This window comes from Raineyella fluvialis, from assembly GCF_009646095.1.
GTDB lineage: Bacteria > Actinomycetota > Actinomycetes > Propionibacteriales > Propionibacteriaceae > Raineyella > Raineyella fluvialis.
Window position 1 is genome coordinate 1110188 of sequence record NZ_CP045725.1, and the last position, 16594, is coordinate 1126781.

Here is a 16594-nt window from a genome sequence, read left to right on the forward strand (position 1 = left end):
GTGGTGGGAATCGTGGTGGTCGGAATCGTGGTGGTGGGAATCGTGGTCGTCGGGCGTCGTGGTCGTCGATGGAGGTTGACACCGGCCCCGGGTCCGGGTGGGGGGATCCGAACCCGGGGCAGGTGCTTCCCGGTCAGGGACCGGGAGTCTCAGCCGACCCGTCGAGACGTCCCGCTGGGACGTCCCGTCGATCGGCAGGTGGGTGATCAGCAGTCGTACGAGTTGATGGCGGCCACCTTCGTCGCCGACGGCGAGCCCTCGTCGAAGGTGTAGCCGAGCCACTCCTTGGCCAACCGCCGGGCGAGTTCGATGCCGACGACCCGCTGGCCCATGCAGAGCACCTGGGCGTTGTTGCTGAGCACCGAACGCTCCACGGAGTACGAGTCGTGGGCGGTGACCGCCCGTACGCCATGGACCTTGTTCGCGCTGATCGCCATCCCGAGACCGGTGCCGCAGATCAGCAGACCGCGGTCAGCCTCGCCCTCGGCGATCTTGCGGGCCGCATCGACGGCGATGTGGGGGTAGTCCGTCAACTGCTCGGAGTCCACGCCGACGTCGATCACCTCCGCGACGCGCTCGTCCTTCTCCAGGTCCGCCTTGATGCGTTCCTTGTAGTCGTAGCCGGCGTCATCGGCGCCGACCACCACGCGGTACTTCTCCGTCATACCTGTTCACCTCCTTGAGCCTTGCGGCTCGCCAGTACGGTGGCGACCTCCACGGCGCACATCGCCAGGGACGTCGCACCCGCATCGGGGGTCCCGATGCTGCGTTCTGCCAGGGGTCGGGCGCGCCCGACCTTCGGCGCGAGGGCGGCCGTCGCGGCCGCGGCCTCTACGGCGACCTGGGCGGAATCCGTCCAGGCCTCGGTGAGGGACCGTCCGGCGGCCACCTCCTTCTCGAGCCCGTCCACGAAGGGGACCAGCGCGTCGAGCATCGTCTTGTCGCCGACGTGCGCCTTGCCGAGGGTCAGCATCGAGTCGAGGAAGGCCCTCGCCCCCGCCACGACGTCGGTCGGGGCGAACGCCTCGGTGTCGTCACCGAGCGCCTCGCCGAACGCCTGCAGGGCTCGGCCCCACAGTACCCCGGAGGTCCCACCGGCCTTGCCGGCCCAGGCCTCGCCGGCCGCACCGAGCACGGACCGTACGCCGCCGCCTGCGTCAGCCGCCGTGCGGGCGGCCTCCAGGGCGTGGCCCACGCCGCGGACCATGCCGCGGCCATGGTCGCCGTCACCGGCGACAGCGTCGATCCGGGCCAGTTCGTCCTCCTCGGCCCGCATCTTGGCATCCATCGCCGCCAGCGCCGCCACGGCGACGCCAGCCGCTGCCCGGGAGGCTTCACTGCCCTCACGTACGGCGTCGCCGCTGGAGACCAGCGAGGAGAGGTCGCGTTCCGGCGCGTCGTGACGGTCCACCGCGCCCTTCTTGTAGGCGGGGGTGTCCGCGGGTGCGGTCCAGTACTTCTCGAGTTCGTCGTCGAGGTAGGCCAGGGTCAGCGAGATGCCGGCCATGTCGAGGCTGGTGACCAGTTCCCCGACCTCGGGGTCGACGACCGTGTAGCCGCGTTCGGCCAACTCGGCCGCGACGGTCTTCCAGACCACGAAGAGCTCTTCGTACTTGGTGGCGCCGAGTCCGTTCAGGATGACGCCGACCCGCTTGGTCGAGTCGGCCGGCTCCTCCGCCAGGACCCGCTCAAGCAGCAGCAGCCCGAGGTCCCGGGCGGGGAGCAGATCGCTCTCCGCGATCCCGGGCTCCCCGTGGATGCCCAGACCGACACCCATCCGTCCTGCCGGGACGTGGAACAGCTTGTCGGACGCGCCTGGCATGGTGCAGCCGTCGAGGCCGACGCCCATGGTGCGGGTGCGGTCGTTGGCCTTCGCCGCGAGCCGTTCGACCTCGGCCAGGTCGGCACCCTCGTCGGCGGCGGCACCGGCCACCTTGAAGACGACGAAGTCTCCGGCGATGCCGCGCCGCTTCGCGATCTCGGCGATCGGGGCACTGGCCACGTCGTCGGTGACATAGAGGTTGCGTGTCTCGATGCCCTCGGCGTTGAGCCGGTCCTGGGCGAGGTTGAAGTTCATCACGTCACCGGCGTAGTTGCCGGTGATGAAGAAGACGCCGCCGCCGTTCTGCGCGGCCCGACCCACGTTGTAGGCGTCCTCGGTCGAGGGCGAGGTGAAGATGTTGCCTACCACCGCCCCGTCCGCGAAGCCGTCGCCGACGACCCCGCAGAAGGCCGGGTAGTGCCCCGAGCCGCCACCGACGACGACGGCCACCTTGCCCTCCGGGGTCGCGGCTCGGCGGACGACGCCACCGGGGACCTGCACCACGTAGCGGGAGAAGGCGTCACAGAAGCCGTCGAGGGCGTCCTCCATGAAGGTGTCGGGATTGTTGAACAGATGAGTCATTGCGCAGTCCTTTCGCTCGCTTGCTCATCGCGAGGATGACCGGCCGGGCGGCCGGCGCGGTGGGTGGATGTGGCCCGCCCACCGGCCGCTCCGGGCCGTGAGATGGCTCAGCGGATGCGGTCTCCGCTGTCCTTGTCGAACAGGTAGACCCGCTTCGGCGGCGCCGAGAAGGTCACCGACTGGCCGGTCTCGAGCTGCAGCTCGGCGGGGGTCTGGACGACCAGGGGCTTGTCCGGGACGGCCGGGTGGTTGACCCGGGCGATGCCGTGCTCCATCAGGTCCTCGTAGACGAAGATCGAGCCGCTGAGTCCCCTCGTCACGTTCTTCATCGTGCAGTCCTGGGGACGGATACCCACGGTCACCTCGGCGCCGTCGGGGGCGTTCTGTGCCGCAGTCTCCAGGACGTCGTTCCCGACCCGGATCATGGTCCGGCCCCCGTCGCGGACGACCGTGGCGGTGAAGAGGTTGATGCTCGGCTCGCCGACGAAGTCGGCCACGAAGAGGTTCGCCGGATCGTCGAAGATCTCGTCGGGGGTGCCGAACTGCTGGATGATGCCGGCGTCCATCACGGCCATCCGGTCCGACAGCGTCATCGCCTCCAACTGGTCGTGGGTGACCACGATCGTCGTGTAGCCGAACTGCCTCTGCAGCAGCTTGAGCTCGCGACGCACGTGCTGGCGGGCCGACGCGTCGAGGTGACCCAGCGGCTCGTCGAGCAGCAGCACGGGAGGCTTGCGGATCAGGGCCCGGGCCAGCGCGACGCGCTGCTTCTGGCCACTGGAGAGGGAGGCCGGCCGCAGGTCCAGCAGGTCGTGCATCTCCAGGCGGTCCGCGAGCTCGTCCACCGTCTTGTCCGGATCGGCCACCCGTTTGCCGGCCTTCAGACCGTACGCCAGGTTCTCCCGGACGTTGAGCGGCGGGTAGAGGGCGTAACTCTCGAAGCCGACGCCCACGTTGCGCTTGCTCGGGGGGAGGTCGTTGACCCGGGTCGTGCCGATGAAGACGTCACCCGAGGTGATGGTCTCCAGGCCGGCGACCATCCGCAGCGTCGTGGTCTTGCCACAGCCGGACGGGCCGAGCAGGGTGATCAGCTCGCCGGGTTCGATGTCGAGGTCCATCGACTTGACGGCCTCGACACCCTTCTTGCCGCTGCGGTAGACCTTGCGAACGTTGCGGAGCCGCAGGGGCAGGGCCTCGCCGCCCCGCAGCTCGTCGACCTTGGCGCTCATTCGCCCAACTCCTTCTCGATGTCCTGGGGACTGGCGGCCGCGGTGCGTCCCAGGGCGGATCCGATCCGTGGGGTGTCCTCTCCCTCGGCGCCGCCCGCGAACAGGTGGACGTTCGGCAGGTGGATGTCGAGCACCACCTCTTCGCCCTCCTGGTAGGCCCGGTCGGCGCGCTCGACGACGATCAGGTTCCCGTCACCGACCTCGATGTCCAGTTCGACGTCGCGGCCGAGCCGCTCCGTCAGACGGATCCGGCCGTCGACCCGCATCCAGCCTTCGCGCGCCACCTCACGGTTCACCATCAGCTCGCTGGGGCGCATGCCGATGCGCAGCGCCTGCCCCTCGGTGAGCCCCAACTCGGCCGGCGCCGCGAACTCGACGGCCCCGCCGAGTGCCCGGACCCTGCCGCCGCTGACGGTTGCCTCGGCCAGGTTGATCTCGGGCTGGCCGACGGCCTTCGCGACGAAGGTGTCGACCGGCTCGCGCCAGATCTGCTCCGGTGTGCCGATCTGGACGAACCTGCCCTTGCGCAGCACCGCGATGCGGTCCGCCAGGGCCAGGGCCTCCTGGTAGTCGTGGGTCACATAGAGAGTCGTGGTGTTCGACTGGGACGCGATCGCCTTGAGTTCAGCGCGCATCGACGCGCGCAGCTTCGCGTCCAGGTGGGACAGCGGTTCGTCGAGGAGGTAGATGCTGGCCGGTCGGACCAGCACCCGTCCCAGCGCGGTGCGCTGGCGCTGACCGTTGGACAGCTCCTTCGGGAACCGGTCGAGCAGGTGGTTGATACCCAATGTGGTCGTGACATCGTCGATCCGACGCTTCCGCTCTTCCTCCGAATAGTGCGCGTGACGTCCCGACTTCAGGGGGGACGCCAGGTTCTGGGCGACGGTCTTCTGCGGGTAGAGCGCGTAGCTCTCGAACGCCATCGCCACGTTGCGGTGGTACGGCTCCACCTGGGTCATGTCGACCCCGGCGATCTCCACACTGCCGTCATCGATCTCGACCAGACCGGCGACGGCCTTGAGGGTGGTCGTCTTGCCGGCGCCGGACGGACCGAGGATGACGAAGAACTCGCCGTCCCGCACGTCGATCGTCAGATGGTCGATGGCAGTGACGTCACCGTACTTCTTGGTCACGTCCTGGATCTTGAGAGTTCCCATCAGCCCTTCACCGCCCCGAAGCTCAGGCCCTGGACCAGGTAACGCTGAATGGTGAGCGCCAGGATCAGCGGTGGCAGGGCTCCCACCACGCCGGCCGCTGCCGTCAGGTTGTAGTACGCCTGTCCGCCGCCACCGAGGAACTTCGTGATGGCGACCGTGACCGACCCCGAGTTCGTCAGGATCAGCGGGAACATGTAGTTGTTCCAGGCGAAGATGAAGGCCAACAGGGCCGAGGCCGCGATACCGGGCCGGACCAGCGGCAGCGCCACCATGGTGAAGGCCCGCCGGCGGGTGTAGCCGTCGAGCAGGGCCGCCTGCTCCAGGTCCTCGGGAAGGTCCTCGAAGTAGGAGCGCAGGATCCACACCACCAGGGGCATGGTGACCAACTGCAGCACCCAGACCATGCCGAGAGAGGTGTCGAACAGGCCGATCGTGTTGTAGATCACGAACAGCGGGACGATGACCATCAGCTCGGGGGCGAAGCGGAAGCTCAGCAGGTTGAACATCAGGCTGTCGGACCCACGGAAGCGCCACCGGCCAGCAGCGTACGCGGCGGGGATGCCGACGAGCAGCGAGATGACCACGGCGCCCAGGCAGTTGATGGTGCTGGACAGGATGGCGGCCGGGAAGTTGACCGAGGTCAGCAACGTGCCGCGCTCGGTGAGCACGGTGACGAAGTTGTCCAGGGTCGGCGCGAACTTGAAGTAGGTCGTGGTCTGCTCCGACGGCGTCTTCAGGGCCAGCATCACCATCCAGACGATGGGGAAGAGGCTGAAGACGAACCAGCCCAGGATCGCCAGGTCCGCGATCACCGCCGGGACGGTGAATCGCTTCTGGCCCGGCATCAATTCCTTCTGTGCCATGTCACGCCTCCGATCCGGCAGCACGGGCCTGGGCACGACCCAGGAGCTTCACCAACTGCTGGGCGGTCAGGTACACGATGATCCACAGGATGAACATGTACGTGGCGCCGCCGGAGTAGTTGAAGTTGATGATCGAGTTGATGTACGCGTTCACCTGCAGGGTGCTGGTCGCGTGGCCGGGACCACCCTGGGTCAGCACGTACACGATGTCGAAGACCTTCAGGCAGTCCATGAACCGGAAGATGACGGCGACCAGGATGTACGGCCACATCATCGGCAGCATCAGCCGCCGGAACATGTAGAACCAGTTGGCGCCGTCCACGGCGGAGGCCTCGAAGGGCTCCCGCGGCAGGGACCGGACGCCCGCGAGCACGAGGATCGCGACGAACGGGGTGTAGATCCACAGGTCGACCAGGATGATCGACCAGAGCGCACGGTCGGCGCTGAGGAAGTCGTACGTCGACCCGAGGCGGAAGATGTGGTTGAGGATGCCGAACTGCGGGTTGAACATCAGCTTCCAGATCACCGCGGCGATCACCGGCGCGATCATCAGCGGGAGGATCAGCACCTTCTCGAAGATCTTGCCGATCATGCTCGACCGGTTCAGCAGCAGCGCGATGATCACCCCGAGGATGGTCTCGACGACGGTCGCCACGATGGCGAACGTGCCGGTGATCCGGACCGAACTCCAGAAGAGCGGGTCGGTGAAGACCGCGACGTAGTTGCCGACGGCGATGAAGTGCGGGTTGGGCTCGGTCGCCCGGTAATTGAGGAAGGTGTAGCCGACGCCCTGGACGAAGGGGTACAGGATGCCGATCAGGATGATGGTGGCCGGGATGGACAGGATGTAGGGACGCCACTTACGCCTGGCAGGCGACACGGCCGGGGGCTGGTGCCCACCGACCGTGTCGTCAGCACTGCGCATCGCCCCGTGTTGGCGGATGCTCATGGTGGATTGAGGACCTTCCGATCCTGGGAACGGCCGACGCGCAGGCGTCAGCTGTTCACCTTGTTGGTGTTGGAGGAGGCCAGGGAGTCCAGCGTCGACTTCGCGTCGGCACCGCCGTAGATGCTCTGCAGCGCGACGGCCCAGTCCTCAGTCGTCTCGAGGAAGCGCTTCTGCGGGGTGAAGAGCACCTTCGCCTGGGGCACCTGGGCCTCGAAGGCCTCCAGGTAACCCGGGAACGACCCCAGGGTCTGCTTGAACGAACCGTTGAACACCGAGGTGCGCACCGGGTCCGCGAACGCACCCGACTTCACGGCCTTGTTCATAGCGTCCTTGCCGGAGGCCCACTGCATGAAGAGCCACGCGGCCAGCTTGTTCTTCGAGTTGGCGTTCATGCCCCACGCCCAGGTCCAGATATTGGTGGCCAGGCTGCCACCGGGACCGGCCGGGCCCTGGTGCCAGGCGAGCTGGCCTGCCATCTTCGACGCACCCTTGACGTTCTTCGGGTACGTCGCCGAGTCGGCGTCGTACACCATCATCGCCTTGCCGTCACCGAGGTCACCGGTGCAGTTCGGGTACTCGTACGTCGTCCAGGAGGTCGGGCCCGCGGCCTTGGCCAGGTCGGCCCACTTCTTGGTGAAGTCGACGGCCGTCGGGGAGTTCATCACGGCAGTGAGCTTGCCGTTCTGGACCTCGTAGTCCTTGCCGCCCATCCGGCTGTACTGGGTCATGAAACCGGGGTGGATGGTCGCCCACGACTTCGACCCGCGGAAGGCGATGCCGTACTGGTCGTTCTTGCGGTCGGTGAGGTCGGTGGCCAGCTGGATGAAGTTGTCGAAGGTCTCGGCAGGCTTGATGCCCTTCTTGTCGAACACCGTCTTGTTGTAGGCGATGTTGTTCAGCTCGAAGCCCCACGGCAGGGCGTACGTGCCACCGGTACCCGCCGCGCTGCCGACCTTGAAGTCCCACTTCATCGACGTGCGCAGGCCTTCGAAGAAGTCGTTGTAGTCGAACTCCGCCCCGGTCGCCGCGCTGTTGTTGATCCACGGGTCCAGGTCCTCGAGCCACCCGGGCGGGCCGTACTGCCAGACCCAGTAGGCGCCCATCATGAACACGTCGTGGGTCGAGCTCTTGCCGGCGAGCTCGGTGTTGAGCTTGGTGAAGTAGTCGGCCTCGGGGACCAGGTCGGCGGTCACCGTGATCCCGGTCAGGTCGGTGAACTCCTTGAAGAGCGGCTGGTAGGTCTGCTGGTAGACGTGCGGGGTCTGCAGGATCTTGATGGTCGTCCCCTGGGCCTTCTTCCAGTCGAACGACCCGGTGACGGAGTTGGCGCCATTGTTGGTGGACTTCTGGCCTGTCCCGACACAGGCGGACAGCACCGGGACGGTGGCGGCAAGGCCCATTCCCTGGAGAACGCGGCGGCGGCTGAGGGGGGAGCTGAACGGAGAATTCATGATGTCCTCGACTTCATTGTCCGGAACGAGAGGGGGGTGCTGTTATCAGGGGATCAGGCTGACCTTGATGGACTCCTTGCCGGACTCGACCATGTCGAGACCCTTCTGGAAGTCCTCCAGCGGCAGCTGGTGGGTGCAGATCTCGTCGAGCGGGAGCTTGCCGGCCTCGATCAGCCGGATGGCGGCCGGCCAGCAGTGCGGGCCGAGGTGTGCGCCGAGGACGTCGAGCTCCTTGTCGTCGGAGATGATCGACCAGTCGACCGAGACGTTCTCCTTGAACACGGAGTACTCGACGTAGGTGCCGAGCTTGCGCAGCAGGTTGAGGCCCTGGGGGACGGCCGACGGGTGGCCGGTGCCCTCGAGGTAGACGTCGGCACCGTAGCCGCCGGTGAGGTCCTTGATCACCTGGACCGCGTCCTGCTCGGCGATGTTGATCGTCATCGTCGCGCCGGTCTTCTTGGCGATCTCCAGCTTGCGCGGGTCCATGTCGAGGGCGATGATCTGGGCCGGCGACTTGGCCACCGCGCCGGCGATCATGCCCAGGCCGATCGGCCCGGCACCCGCCACCACGACGACGTCGCGGAACTTGATGTTGGCCCGCTCGACGGCGTGCAGGGCGCAGGACAGCGGCTCGGCGAAGGCCGCGTGGGCCGGCGGGATGTCCTTGCTGATCTTGTGCACCAGGGAGTTGGTGCTGACGGTCATGTACTCCTCCATGCCGCCCGGGTTGGCCCGCTTGAAGCCGTACATCATGTGCGGCGCGCACATGTGGTAGTCACCGTTGTCGCAGTAGAGGCAGTCCCAGCACGGGACGATCTGCTCGAGGACCACCCGGTCGTCGAGCTCGACGTCCCAGTGCGCCCGCGCCTCGTCGTCGAGGTCGATGATCCGGCCGGTGATCTCGTGGCCGGGTACACACTCGGTCTCGGACCAGGCGGGACGGTTCTCGTCGCCCCAGAACTTCGCCGCACCTGCCCAGTTCTTCAGGTCACTGGCGCAGATGCCCACCGCCTCGACCTTGAGGAGCAACTCCCCGGGTCCTCGGGTCGGCACAGGGATCTGCTCCAACCGGTAGTCGTGCGGCCCGTGATTGATGACTGCCTTCATCGTCTCGGGAAGTGTGTTGTTCACCATCGAACTCCGTCCCTCTATGGGTGGACACGCGCCTCATTGCGCCGTCTGTAGAGACCTTAGAAAGTGTTCCGACATTTGTCCAGCACTTTTGTGCAACTCTTGTGCTGAACACCCGTTCAAGGGATAGTCTCACCGCAGGACGTCATCGTGGATGTCGACGAACAGGGGATTGGGCATGAGTGATGACTCGGGGTCGAGTCGGGGCCAGCGCTCGTCGGTCTCGTCGCGCGGGCGCTTCGACCCGGCCGTCCTGTACCAGGCGGCATTGGCCTACTACGTCGATAACGCCACCCAGGCGGAGATCGCCGAGTCCCTGGGAGTGAGCCGGCCTACCGTCAGTCGGTTGCTGAGCGAGGCCCGGGCGGCGGGCATCGTCACCATCGAGGTCCGCGAGCCACGCTTCGAGGAGGACGCCGAGCTGGCCGGTCGGTTGGCGGAGGCCCTCGGACTGCGCAAGGTCTACGTCACGCCCACCGTCGGGCGCCGCGACGTCGGCGCCGTCCTGGCCCCCGGTGTGGGCCGTGCCCTCGAGGACGCCGCCCTCGTCGCCGGCGACGGGCTGCTGATCTCCTCCGGCGTCACCGTCTACCAGGTGGTCGACCACCCGCTGCCGCAGCTGCCCGGCGTGCTCGTCGCCCCGACCGTGGGCGGCCAGCTCGAGGCCGAGGGTCCCTACCAGACGAACGAGATCGCCCGCCGGCTGGCCATGAAGGTGAACGGGCGCCCCGTCCTGCTCTACGCCCCGGCTCTGCCGAGCGCCGAACTCTACTCGTCACTGCTGCGTGATCCGCACATCCAGGAGGTGCTCGGCCTGTGGCAGACGGCGAAGGCCGCCCTGCTGGGGGTGGGGGCACCCCCGCTCACCCGGACCATCATGCCGAGCACCTTCCAGGGCAACCCCCGGTGGCTGCGCTCGGCGGTCGGTGACATCAATGCGCGCCCGTACGACGTGCACGGCACACCCATCGAACTGGAGAGCAATGAGCGGCTGATCGCGATGCGCCTGGAGGAGCTCCGCGAGGTGCCCCACGCGATCGCGGTGGCGGTCGGGCGCAACAAGATCGGCTCGATCATCGCCGCGGCCCGCGCCGGTTTCTTCAACCACCTCGTCACGGACACCGACACCGCCGCCGCGCTCGAGGCGGCGGCGGCCGGCCGCTGACCGCTTCGGCCTCCTCCCGACCAGGGGACGGGCTGCTACTGCGGGGTGGAGTCCTGCACCGGCCCCGGGGCCGGCACGTCGCCGCCGCGCGCGGCGAGGACGAACGCGGCGACCTTCGCCGGATCCTTCCGGTGCCCGGCACGCTCTACCCCGGTGATCACGTCGACGCCGTACGGACCGACGTCGTCGATGGCCGCCCTGACGGTGTCCGGGCGCAGCCCAACGGCCAGGACGACCGGTACGCCGGCCCCCTCGCGGATCGTCCGGGCCAAGGCCATCGCTGCCGGCCGGGTGGGGACCGGCGGCGTGGCGCCGACCAGGTCGACCATCAGCAGGTCCACTCCGGTGGCCGCGACGATCCGGGCCGCCGCGAGCGGGTCGGTCGGGTGCGGATGGCGACCGACAGGTCTCCCGTCATCCCGCCGGAACCGGAGCGTCTTCATCACGGCGATGTCGTGGCCGTGCAGGAGTTCGACGAGTCGCTGGGTGACGGCGGGCGGCTCGTCGGCGTGCAGTTGGACGATCCGGGGGCGCAACCGACGGGCGATCTCCAGGATCCGGTCGGGATCCTCCCCGACCACCGCCACCCGCTGCACCGTCTCCGGCACTCCGAGCACCAGTTCCTCGGCCTCGTCGAGCGACAGGTCCCAGGGCACCCGCCCCGGGAAGCCGACCACGAACCCCAGCGCATCCACCCCCAGACCCGAACACAGCGCGACATCGTCGGGGTGTCGCAGCCCACTGACCCCGATCCAGGTCATGACAACACCTCGATCACCCCCGTGGAACCGTCCAGCCGGATGCGCTGACCCGTGGCGAGCCGCGTGGTGGCCTGATGGACGCCGACGACGGCGGGGATGCCGTACTCCCGGGCGACCACCGAGCCGTGGGTCATCAGACCGCCGACCTCGGTGACCAGTCCCCCGCCGCCAGGAAGAGCGGCGTCCAGGCGGGGTCGGTGCCGGGGCAGACGAGGATCTCGCCGGGATCCAGGTGCGCGGTCGCGGGATCGAACACCACCCGGACGGTGCCCTCGACGACTCCCGGGGAGACCGGGCTGCCGAGGATCCCCTCGGTGCCCTCCCCCAGCCCCTCATACCAGGTCCGGCCGTCGCCGGCGATCAGGCGCGGCACCTGGCGTCGTCGTGTCTCCCGGTCGTACGCCGCCCGCCGGTCCGCGATCCGGGCGCGGAGATCCTCCTCCGGGTGGATGCCCAGGCCGCGCAGTTCGTGGAAGTAGAGGAACACCACGTCCTCGGCCCGTTCGAGCCGTCCGAGCGCCACCAGGTCCCGCCCCGAGGCCAGCAGCCCGGCCCGGATCTGCCCGAGGAGCCGGACGAGCGCGAACTTGGGCACCTCCCGGGCTCCCAGCAGGATCCGCAGCCGCGTCGCCACGAACCAGACGACTCCCGCCGGCAGCCAGGGGCGGTGCTCGGCCAGCAGGGCGACGAGCCGGTCGACCGCCTCCCAGCTGGTCCGCAGACCCTCGGTGAAGATGACGTCCGGGGCGACCGCGGGATCCTCCATCGTGAGGTAGCTGCGCAGCGTCGCCATCACCTGGACCGGCTGGTCGCGCCAGCGCGGCGCGCCGAGGTCGATCTCGGCGACCCCCCGCATGCCGTACGTCTCGAGGAAGCCACGCAGGGCGGCGGTGGCCGCGCCCGGCAACGCGCCGTCCTGGAACAGCCGGGCCAGCTCGTCGGCGTCCCGGTCGAGGAAGAGGGCTCGCGCGGCCGGGTCCCGACGGACAGCGACGGCCACCTGCCACAGCGCGAGATCCATCGCCGTGGTCGGATTGCCGGGCAGGGAGCGCTGGACCTCCATCACCAGCCGCTGCGCCTCCGGCCCGGCGGCCGCCGCGATCCGCCCGAGCAGCGCGATCATGCCGGCACCCGGCGCCATCATCGGGGCGAACCGCCGCAGGGCGTTCGCCAGAGCCCCCTCGAGCGCCGCCTCCGCGGCGTCGATGCGCCGGGCCAGGCGTTCGTAGGGATCCGTCGGCCGCGACGCCTCCTGCTGCGCGGCTGCCCCGCTGGCGACCATGCCGGCGATGAAGCGGTCGAAGCGGCGGCGACGTAGGCCCGGAGCGAGCAGGCTGAGCGGCAGGCCGCGGGCCACCGCCCCGACGAACCGGCGGGCCGGGGCGAGCGCGGAGGGCCGCAGCCGCCCCTCGACCGGTTGCCAGCGCGGATCGTCCTGCAACCGGCGGATGATCGCGCCCGTGCCCGGTTCGCCGATGGACAACATGACGGGCAGGACCCGGGCGCCGAGCGGGTGGCGGAGCACCCCGTCGATCCGGGCCCAGAGCCGCTCGCCCGCGACGACGACGAAGCCCTGCCGCGCCGGGTCGCCGGGCACCCCGGTGAAGGCCGCCGACCCGCCCGAGGCCAACCGGATCAGAGCCTCCCGGCCGATCGGGGTGATCGGGCGCAGCATGCCCTGGAAGGCGCCCACCGAGAACCACAGGGCGTCCCGGTCACGCACCGGGGGCACCGGATAGAGGGACGTGATGGCGCGGGTCTGCACCACCTGGATCCCCGCGTCGCCGATCGCCCACTCGATGTCCTGCGGAGCCCCGTACTCGGCCTGGATCCTCCTGCCGACCGCCACCAGAGCGGCGACCTGCTCGTCGGTGAGGGCGGCGTCGCCGGTCGGCCCCCGGCGGCGGGCGCGGTTGACGTCGGCACGGTTACGGCTGGCACCGTCTCGACACCCCCGCCGGGGGTGGGCACGGTCGTCACCGCCTTGGCTCCCAGGGCGCGCTCGAGGATGCGGCCGTCGGCATCGGCGACCCAGTGGTCCGGCTCGACCTGGCCGGAGACGAGGGCCTCACCGAGCCCGGCGACGGCGTCGATGACCGTACGATCGCGCAGGCCGGTCAACGGATCGGCGGTGAACATCACCCCGCTGGCGCGGGCCGCCACCAGTTCCTGGACCACCACCGCGAGGCTGACGTCCTCACTGGGGATGGCGCTGCGCAGCCGGTAGCCGATGGCGCGGGCGGTCCACAGGCTCGACCAGCAGTCGACTACGGCACGCAGCAACTGCTCGGCGCCGAGGACGTTGAGGTAGGTCTCCTGCTGGCCGGCGAACGAGAGGTCCGGCAGGTCCTCGGCGGTCGCGGAGGAACGTACGGCGAGGGGCACCGCGGTGAGACCCCCGGCAGCGGCGAGGATCGCCTCGCGGACGGCCTGCGGGATCGCCCCGGCGGCGAAGGCCGCCCGGATCCTCGCCGACGCCTCCTCGAGGGCCGGCGCGTCGGCCGGATCGAGGCCCTCCAGCGCCCGTTCGATCAGCGGCCCGAGAGCGTGGGCGGTCACGTGCGCCGTGTAGGCGGCGGTGGTGATCACGAGGCCACCGGGCACGTCGAAGCCGGCACGGGTGAGCCGGATGAGGTTGAGTCCCTTGCCGCCGACGATGGCGAGGGTTGCGTCCGCGTCGTCGAGGGGCACCGTGAATGCTGCCATGGGACGAGCATCCCACCCCCGGGCCGCAGTCAGACGAGGAGGCCCGCGACGTCCTCGACCAGTTCGTCGCGCACCGCCGCGACCTGTGGCAGGTCGTCGCCGAAGATCTCCTGGAGGCCGAGCAGCCGGTCGACGACACCGGCGGCGTCCGTACGGCCGCGGACGAGCGAGGCGAGGCAGTCGGCCATCGGGTCGTCGATGGGCAGGTCCAGCCCGCCCTTGCCCTGGGGGGAGGCGAGGTAGGCCATCCAGGCGGCGACCCCGAGCAGGGCCGTGTGCGGCTGGTGGCCGCGGGCCAGGTTGTCGCGTACGGTCTCGAGCAGGCGCAGCGGAATTTTCTGCGAGCCGTCCATGGCGATCTGGGTGGTCCGGTGGGCCAGGGCCGGGTTGGCGAAGCGCTCGAGCACCGACTCGCCGTACGCCTCGAGGTCCTCACCGTCCGGCCGTTCCAGCACCGGGATGACGTCCTCGGCGATCAGCCGACGGGCGATGTCGAGGAGTTCCGGGTCGGCCACCGACTCCGCGATGGTCCGGTAGCCGCGGAGGGCACCGAGATAGGCGAGGGTGGAGTGGGTGCCGTTCAGCGTCCGCAGCTTCATCGCCTCGTACGGCGCGACGTCGGCGGTGAACTGGGCGCCGACCAGTTCCCAGGCGGGGCGCTCGGCGCTGAACCGGTCCTCGATCACCCACTGCTTGAAGAGTTCGGCGGTCACCAGTCCGTCATCCTCGAGACCGAGCACCTCCCGGCCCAGTGCCCGGTCGGCGTCGGTGGTGGCGGGCACGATGCGGTCGACCATCGTGCAGGGGAACGTGACGTGGGACCCGATCCACCGGCGCAGGTCCGCCCCCTCGGGAAGCGCGTCACAGAACTCGAGGACGAGCCGGCGCAGGACGGTGCCGTTGTCGGTGAGGTTGTCGCAGCAGACGACGGTGAGCGGGAGGTCGCAGAGGTCGGCCCGCGCCTGCAGGCCGCGGACGAGGCGGCCCACGGCGCTGGCGGGCCGGCCACCGGTCAGATCGGCGGCGACGACGGGGTCGGTGACATCGAGTCCGCCCTCGGCGTTGCGGCGATAACCCTTCTCGGTGACGGTCAGCGTGACGATCCGCGTCGTGGGGGCGGCGATCCGGGCGAGCACGGCGTCCAACTCGTCGGCGGGGAACAGCACCTCCCGTACGCTCCCGACGACCTTCACCCCGGTGTGGCCGACAGCGCGTTCGAGCACCCCGTACAGCCCGTCCTGGGGGCGAGTTGGCGGCGCACCGCGTCGGAGCGCTGGGTGACGCCGCAGATGCCCCAGCGGTCGTCGCCGGTGGCGGCGAAGGCGTCCTGGGTGAAGACGGCCTGGTGGGCCCGATGGAAGGCGCCGATGCCGAAGTGGACGATGCCGACGTCCTGGCCGGCCCAACCGGCCGGCGGGAGGATGACGGTGTCAGCGGCGGACCGGGTGGACAAGGCGGCTCTGCCGAGTCGTTCCATGGTGATCTCGATTCTGTCGGCCACAGCGGTCTGTGGGCACGGTGGATACCCGTGCGGCGACACGGGGGCCTGAGGGGTGGTAGCAGGGAGTCGGAGGGTCGGACGGTCAGCCGGTGAGGGCGCCATCCTGGGGAGCGGGGTCCTGGGAGCGGGGTCTTGGGGAGCGGGGTCTTGGGGTGCGGGGTCGGACCGCGCGGCCAGCGGTGCGCGGGGTGTCTGCGGGGGTCGCGTCGTGGTGCGCCGGAAGACCAGGTGGGTGTCGAGGGTCGGCGGATCTGCCACCGCGCCGGCCAGCCGGGCGAGCAGGAACTCGACGGCCGAGCGTCCGGCGTCCTCCCGCGGCATGTCGACCGTGGTGAGGGGCGGGGTGAACATCTCGGCGAACTCGATGTTGTCCCAGCCGATCACGCTGAGGTCCTCGGGGACGCGCAGGCCGTACGCCAGCAGGCGGCCGACCAGCCCCAGGGCCATCACGTCGTTGTAGACCATCACCGCGGAGACCCCGGCCACGAGCACGTCGTCGGCGGCCCGGCGGCCGCCGTCGAAGTTCGGTTCGTAGTGGCCGACCGTGATGACCTCGAGGCCCTGGGCGGGGAACTCTTCGGCGAGCGAGGACTCCCGCGCGCGGTTGCTGAAGCTGTGGCCGGGGCCCGCGACATAGGCGACCCGGTGGTGCCCGAGGGCCCGCAGGTGGGCGGCCGCCTCCTGGACCCCCCGGCGGGAGTCGAACCGCACCGCCGGGATGCTCGGATGCGTCCGGTTGACCAGGACGACCGGGCAGAGGGTGCGGATCCGCTCCAGTTCCTCATCAGACATCCGGCTGGAGCAGAGGATGATCGCGTCCGTCCGTTGCGACAGCTGCTCGGCAAGCCGCAGCTCCACCGAGGGGTCCTCGTCGGTGTCGGCGATCAACAGCGAGGTGCCGGCGGCCCGGACGCCCGCCTGGGCGCCCTTGACGATGCCGGAGAAGAAGGGGTTGTTCAGGTCGGGGACGACGAGTCCGAGGCTGCCGTTGCGCCCGGTGCTCAACGCCTGGGCGGCCCGATTGGGGCGGTAGTCGATCTCCTCGGCGAGCCCGAGGATCCGCTCGCGGGTGGCTGCCTCGACCTTGTCGGGCTGATTGAAGGCCCGCGACGCGGTCGCCACGGACACGCCGGCCAGCTTGGCCAGTTCTCGCAGTGTCGCGCCCATGCGTCCACCTCCCGTCGTTCGGCAGCTTTACTGTAACAGCAATGCAAACGGTTACACAACGGCTGCCAGTGACGACTTCTGCGCCACAGCGTCACACGTCCCGCCAGGAA

General features: G+C 69.5%; 14 protein-coding genes and 2 pseudogenes. 1 reads left to right on the plus strand and 15 read right to left on the minus strand.

Going from position 1 to position 16594, the window contains the following annotated elements:
• Positions 1-206: 206 nt before the first annotated feature.
• The 8 genes from Rai3103_RS05080 to Rai3103_RS05115 form a co-directional block, all read right to left on the minus strand.
• The gene (locus tag Rai3103_RS05080; RefSeq protein ID WP_153571667.1) at positions 207-665 is read right to left on the minus strand and encodes a ribose-5-phosphate isomerase; all 459 of its coding nucleotides are present in this window, start codon (positions 663-665) and stop codon (positions 207-209) included.
• Positions 662-2404 (minus strand): dihydroxyacetone kinase family protein, encoded by a 1743-nt coding sequence (locus Rai3103_RS05085; RefSeq protein WP_153571668.1) that lies wholly within the window; start codon positions 2402-2404, stop codon positions 662-664. Before Rai3103_RS05085 ends, Rai3103_RS05080 begins: the two co-directional genes overlap by 4 nt.
• 107 nt (positions 2405-2511) lie before the next feature.
• Complete coding sequence (locus Rai3103_RS05090) at positions 2512-3633, minus strand: ABC transporter ATP-binding protein (RefSeq protein WP_153571669.1); 1122 nt, start codon at positions 3631-3633, stop codon at positions 2512-2514.
• Positions 3630-4790, minus strand: coding sequence for an ABC transporter ATP-binding protein (locus Rai3103_RS05095; RefSeq protein WP_153571670.1), 1161 nt, complete (start codon positions 4788-4790; stop codon positions 3630-3632). The genes Rai3103_RS05090 and Rai3103_RS05095 overlap by 4 nt, the downstream gene beginning before the upstream one ends.
• The gene (locus Rai3103_RS05100; protein ID WP_153571671.1) at positions 4790-5653 is read right to left on the minus strand and encodes a carbohydrate ABC transporter permease; all 864 of its coding nucleotides are present in this window, start codon (positions 5651-5653) and stop codon (positions 4790-4792) included. The genes Rai3103_RS05095 and Rai3103_RS05100 overlap by 1 nt, the downstream gene beginning before the upstream one ends.
• A 1-nt stretch (position 5654) precedes the next feature.
• A complete protein-coding gene (locus Rai3103_RS05105; protein ID WP_153571672.1) occupies positions 5655-6602 on the minus strand; it encodes a carbohydrate ABC transporter permease in 948 nt (315 codons plus the stop codon).
• A gap of 47 nt (positions 6603-6649) precedes the next feature.
• Positions 6650-8053, minus strand: coding sequence for an ABC transporter substrate-binding protein (locus Rai3103_RS05110; protein WP_228489184.1), 1404 nt, complete (start codon positions 8051-8053; stop codon positions 6650-6652).
• A 45-nt stretch (positions 8054-8098) separates the two neighbouring features.
• Entirely contained in the window at positions 8099-9184 is a 1086-nt protein-coding gene (locus Rai3103_RS05115; RefSeq protein WP_153573614.1) for a zinc-binding dehydrogenase, read from the minus strand.
• Positions 9185-9362: 178 nt separating this feature from the next.
• Between Rai3103_RS05115 and Rai3103_RS05120 the strand changes: the two genes are divergently transcribed.
• Positions 9363-10349, plus strand: coding sequence for a sugar-binding transcriptional regulator (locus Rai3103_RS05120; RefSeq protein WP_153571673.1), 987 nt, complete (start codon positions 9363-9365; stop codon positions 10347-10349).
• A 35-nt stretch (positions 10350-10384) separates the two neighbouring features.
• Here the strand turns inward: Rai3103_RS05120 and Rai3103_RS17535 are convergent, their stop codons facing one another.
• The 7 genes and pseudogenes from Rai3103_RS17535 to Rai3103_RS18170 form a co-directional block, all read right to left on the minus strand.
• Positions 10385-11110 carry a phosphoribosylanthranilate isomerase gene (locus tag Rai3103_RS17535; RefSeq protein WP_228489185.1) on the minus strand — a complete coding sequence of 242 codons (726 nt, stop codon included), beginning with the start codon at positions 11108-11110 and terminating at the stop codon, positions 10385-10387.
• On the minus strand, positions 11107-11244 hold the full coding sequence (locus Rai3103_RS05130; protein ID WP_153571674.1) for a PEP-utilizing enzyme: 138 nt from the start codon (positions 11242-11244) through the stop codon (positions 11107-11109). The genes Rai3103_RS17535 and Rai3103_RS05130 overlap by 4 nt, the downstream gene beginning before the upstream one ends.
• Positions 11244-12878, minus strand: a complete 1635-nt coding sequence (locus Rai3103_RS18970; RefSeq protein ID WP_239022392.1) for a PEP-utilizing enzyme — start codon at positions 12876-12878, stop codon at positions 11244-11246. The genes Rai3103_RS05130 and Rai3103_RS18970 overlap by 1 nt, the downstream gene beginning before the upstream one ends.
• 33 nt (positions 12879-12911) lie before the next feature.
• A pseudogene (locus Rai3103_RS18975) lies at positions 12912-12959 on the minus strand (hypothetical protein); the annotation flags it as partial.
• A 101-nt stretch (positions 12960-13060) separates the two neighbouring features.
• A pseudogene (locus Rai3103_RS18420) lies at positions 13061-13816 on the minus strand (PEP/pyruvate-binding domain-containing protein); the annotation flags it as partial.
• A gap of 29 nt (positions 13817-13845) precedes the next feature.
• The gene (locus Rai3103_RS17540) at positions 13846-15039 is read right to left on the minus strand and encodes a mannitol dehydrogenase family protein (RefSeq protein WP_239022393.1); all 1194 of its coding nucleotides are present in this window, start codon (positions 15037-15039) and stop codon (positions 13846-13848) included.
• Positions 15006-16484 (minus strand): substrate-binding domain-containing protein, encoded by a 1479-nt coding sequence (locus tag Rai3103_RS18170; RefSeq protein WP_239022394.1) that lies wholly within the window; start codon positions 16482-16484, stop codon positions 15006-15008. Before Rai3103_RS18170 ends, Rai3103_RS17540 begins: the two co-directional genes overlap by 34 nt.
• Positions 16485-16594: the final 110 nt, after the last annotated feature.

What these genes read in the sequence shown, in the direction of transcription:
- Rai3103_RS05080 (WP_153571667.1), bottom strand. Translation starts at nt 665, where the DNA reads ATGACGGAGAAGTACCGCGTGGTGGTCGGCGCCGATGACGCCGGCTAC.
- Rai3103_RS05085 (WP_153571668.1), bottom strand. Translation starts at nt 2,404, where the DNA reads ATGACTCATCTGTTCAACAATCCCGACACCTTCATGGAGGACGCCCTC.
- Rai3103_RS05090 (WP_153571669.1), bottom strand. Translation starts at nt 3,633, where the DNA reads ATGAGCGCCAAGGTCGACGAGCTGCGGGGCGGCGAGGCCCTGCCCCTG.
- Rai3103_RS05095 (WP_153571670.1), bottom strand. Translation starts at nt 4,790, where the DNA reads ATGGGAACTCTCAAGATCCAGGACGTGACCAAGAAGTACGGTGACGTC.
- Rai3103_RS05100 (WP_153571671.1), bottom strand. Translation starts at nt 5,653, where the DNA reads ATGGCACAGAAGGAATTGATGCCGGGCCAGAAGCGATTCACCGTCCCG.
- Rai3103_RS05105 (WP_153571672.1), bottom strand. Translation starts at nt 6,602, where the DNA reads ATGAGCATCCGCCAACACGGGGCGATGCGCAGTGCTGACGACACGGTC.
- Rai3103_RS05110 (WP_228489184.1), bottom strand. Translation starts at nt 8,053, where the DNA reads ATGAATTCTCCGTTCAGCTCCCCCCTCAGCCGCCGCCGCGTTCTCCAG.
- Rai3103_RS05120 (WP_153571673.1), top strand. Translation starts at nt 9,363, where the DNA reads ATGAGTGATGACTCGGGGTCGAGTCGGGGCCAGCGCTCGTCGGTCTCG.
- Rai3103_RS17535 (WP_228489185.1), bottom strand. Translation starts at nt 11,110, where the DNA reads ATGACCTGGATCGGGGTCAGTGGGCTGCGACACCCCGACGATGTCGCG.
- Rai3103_RS05130 (WP_153571674.1), bottom strand. Translation starts at nt 11,244, where the DNA reads ATGACCCACGGCTCGGTGGTCGCCCGGGAGTACGGCATCCCCGCCGTC.
- Rai3103_RS18170 (WP_239022394.1), bottom strand. Translation starts at nt 16,484, where the DNA reads ATGGGCGCGACACTGCGAGAACTGGCCAAGCTGGCCGGCGTGTCCGTG.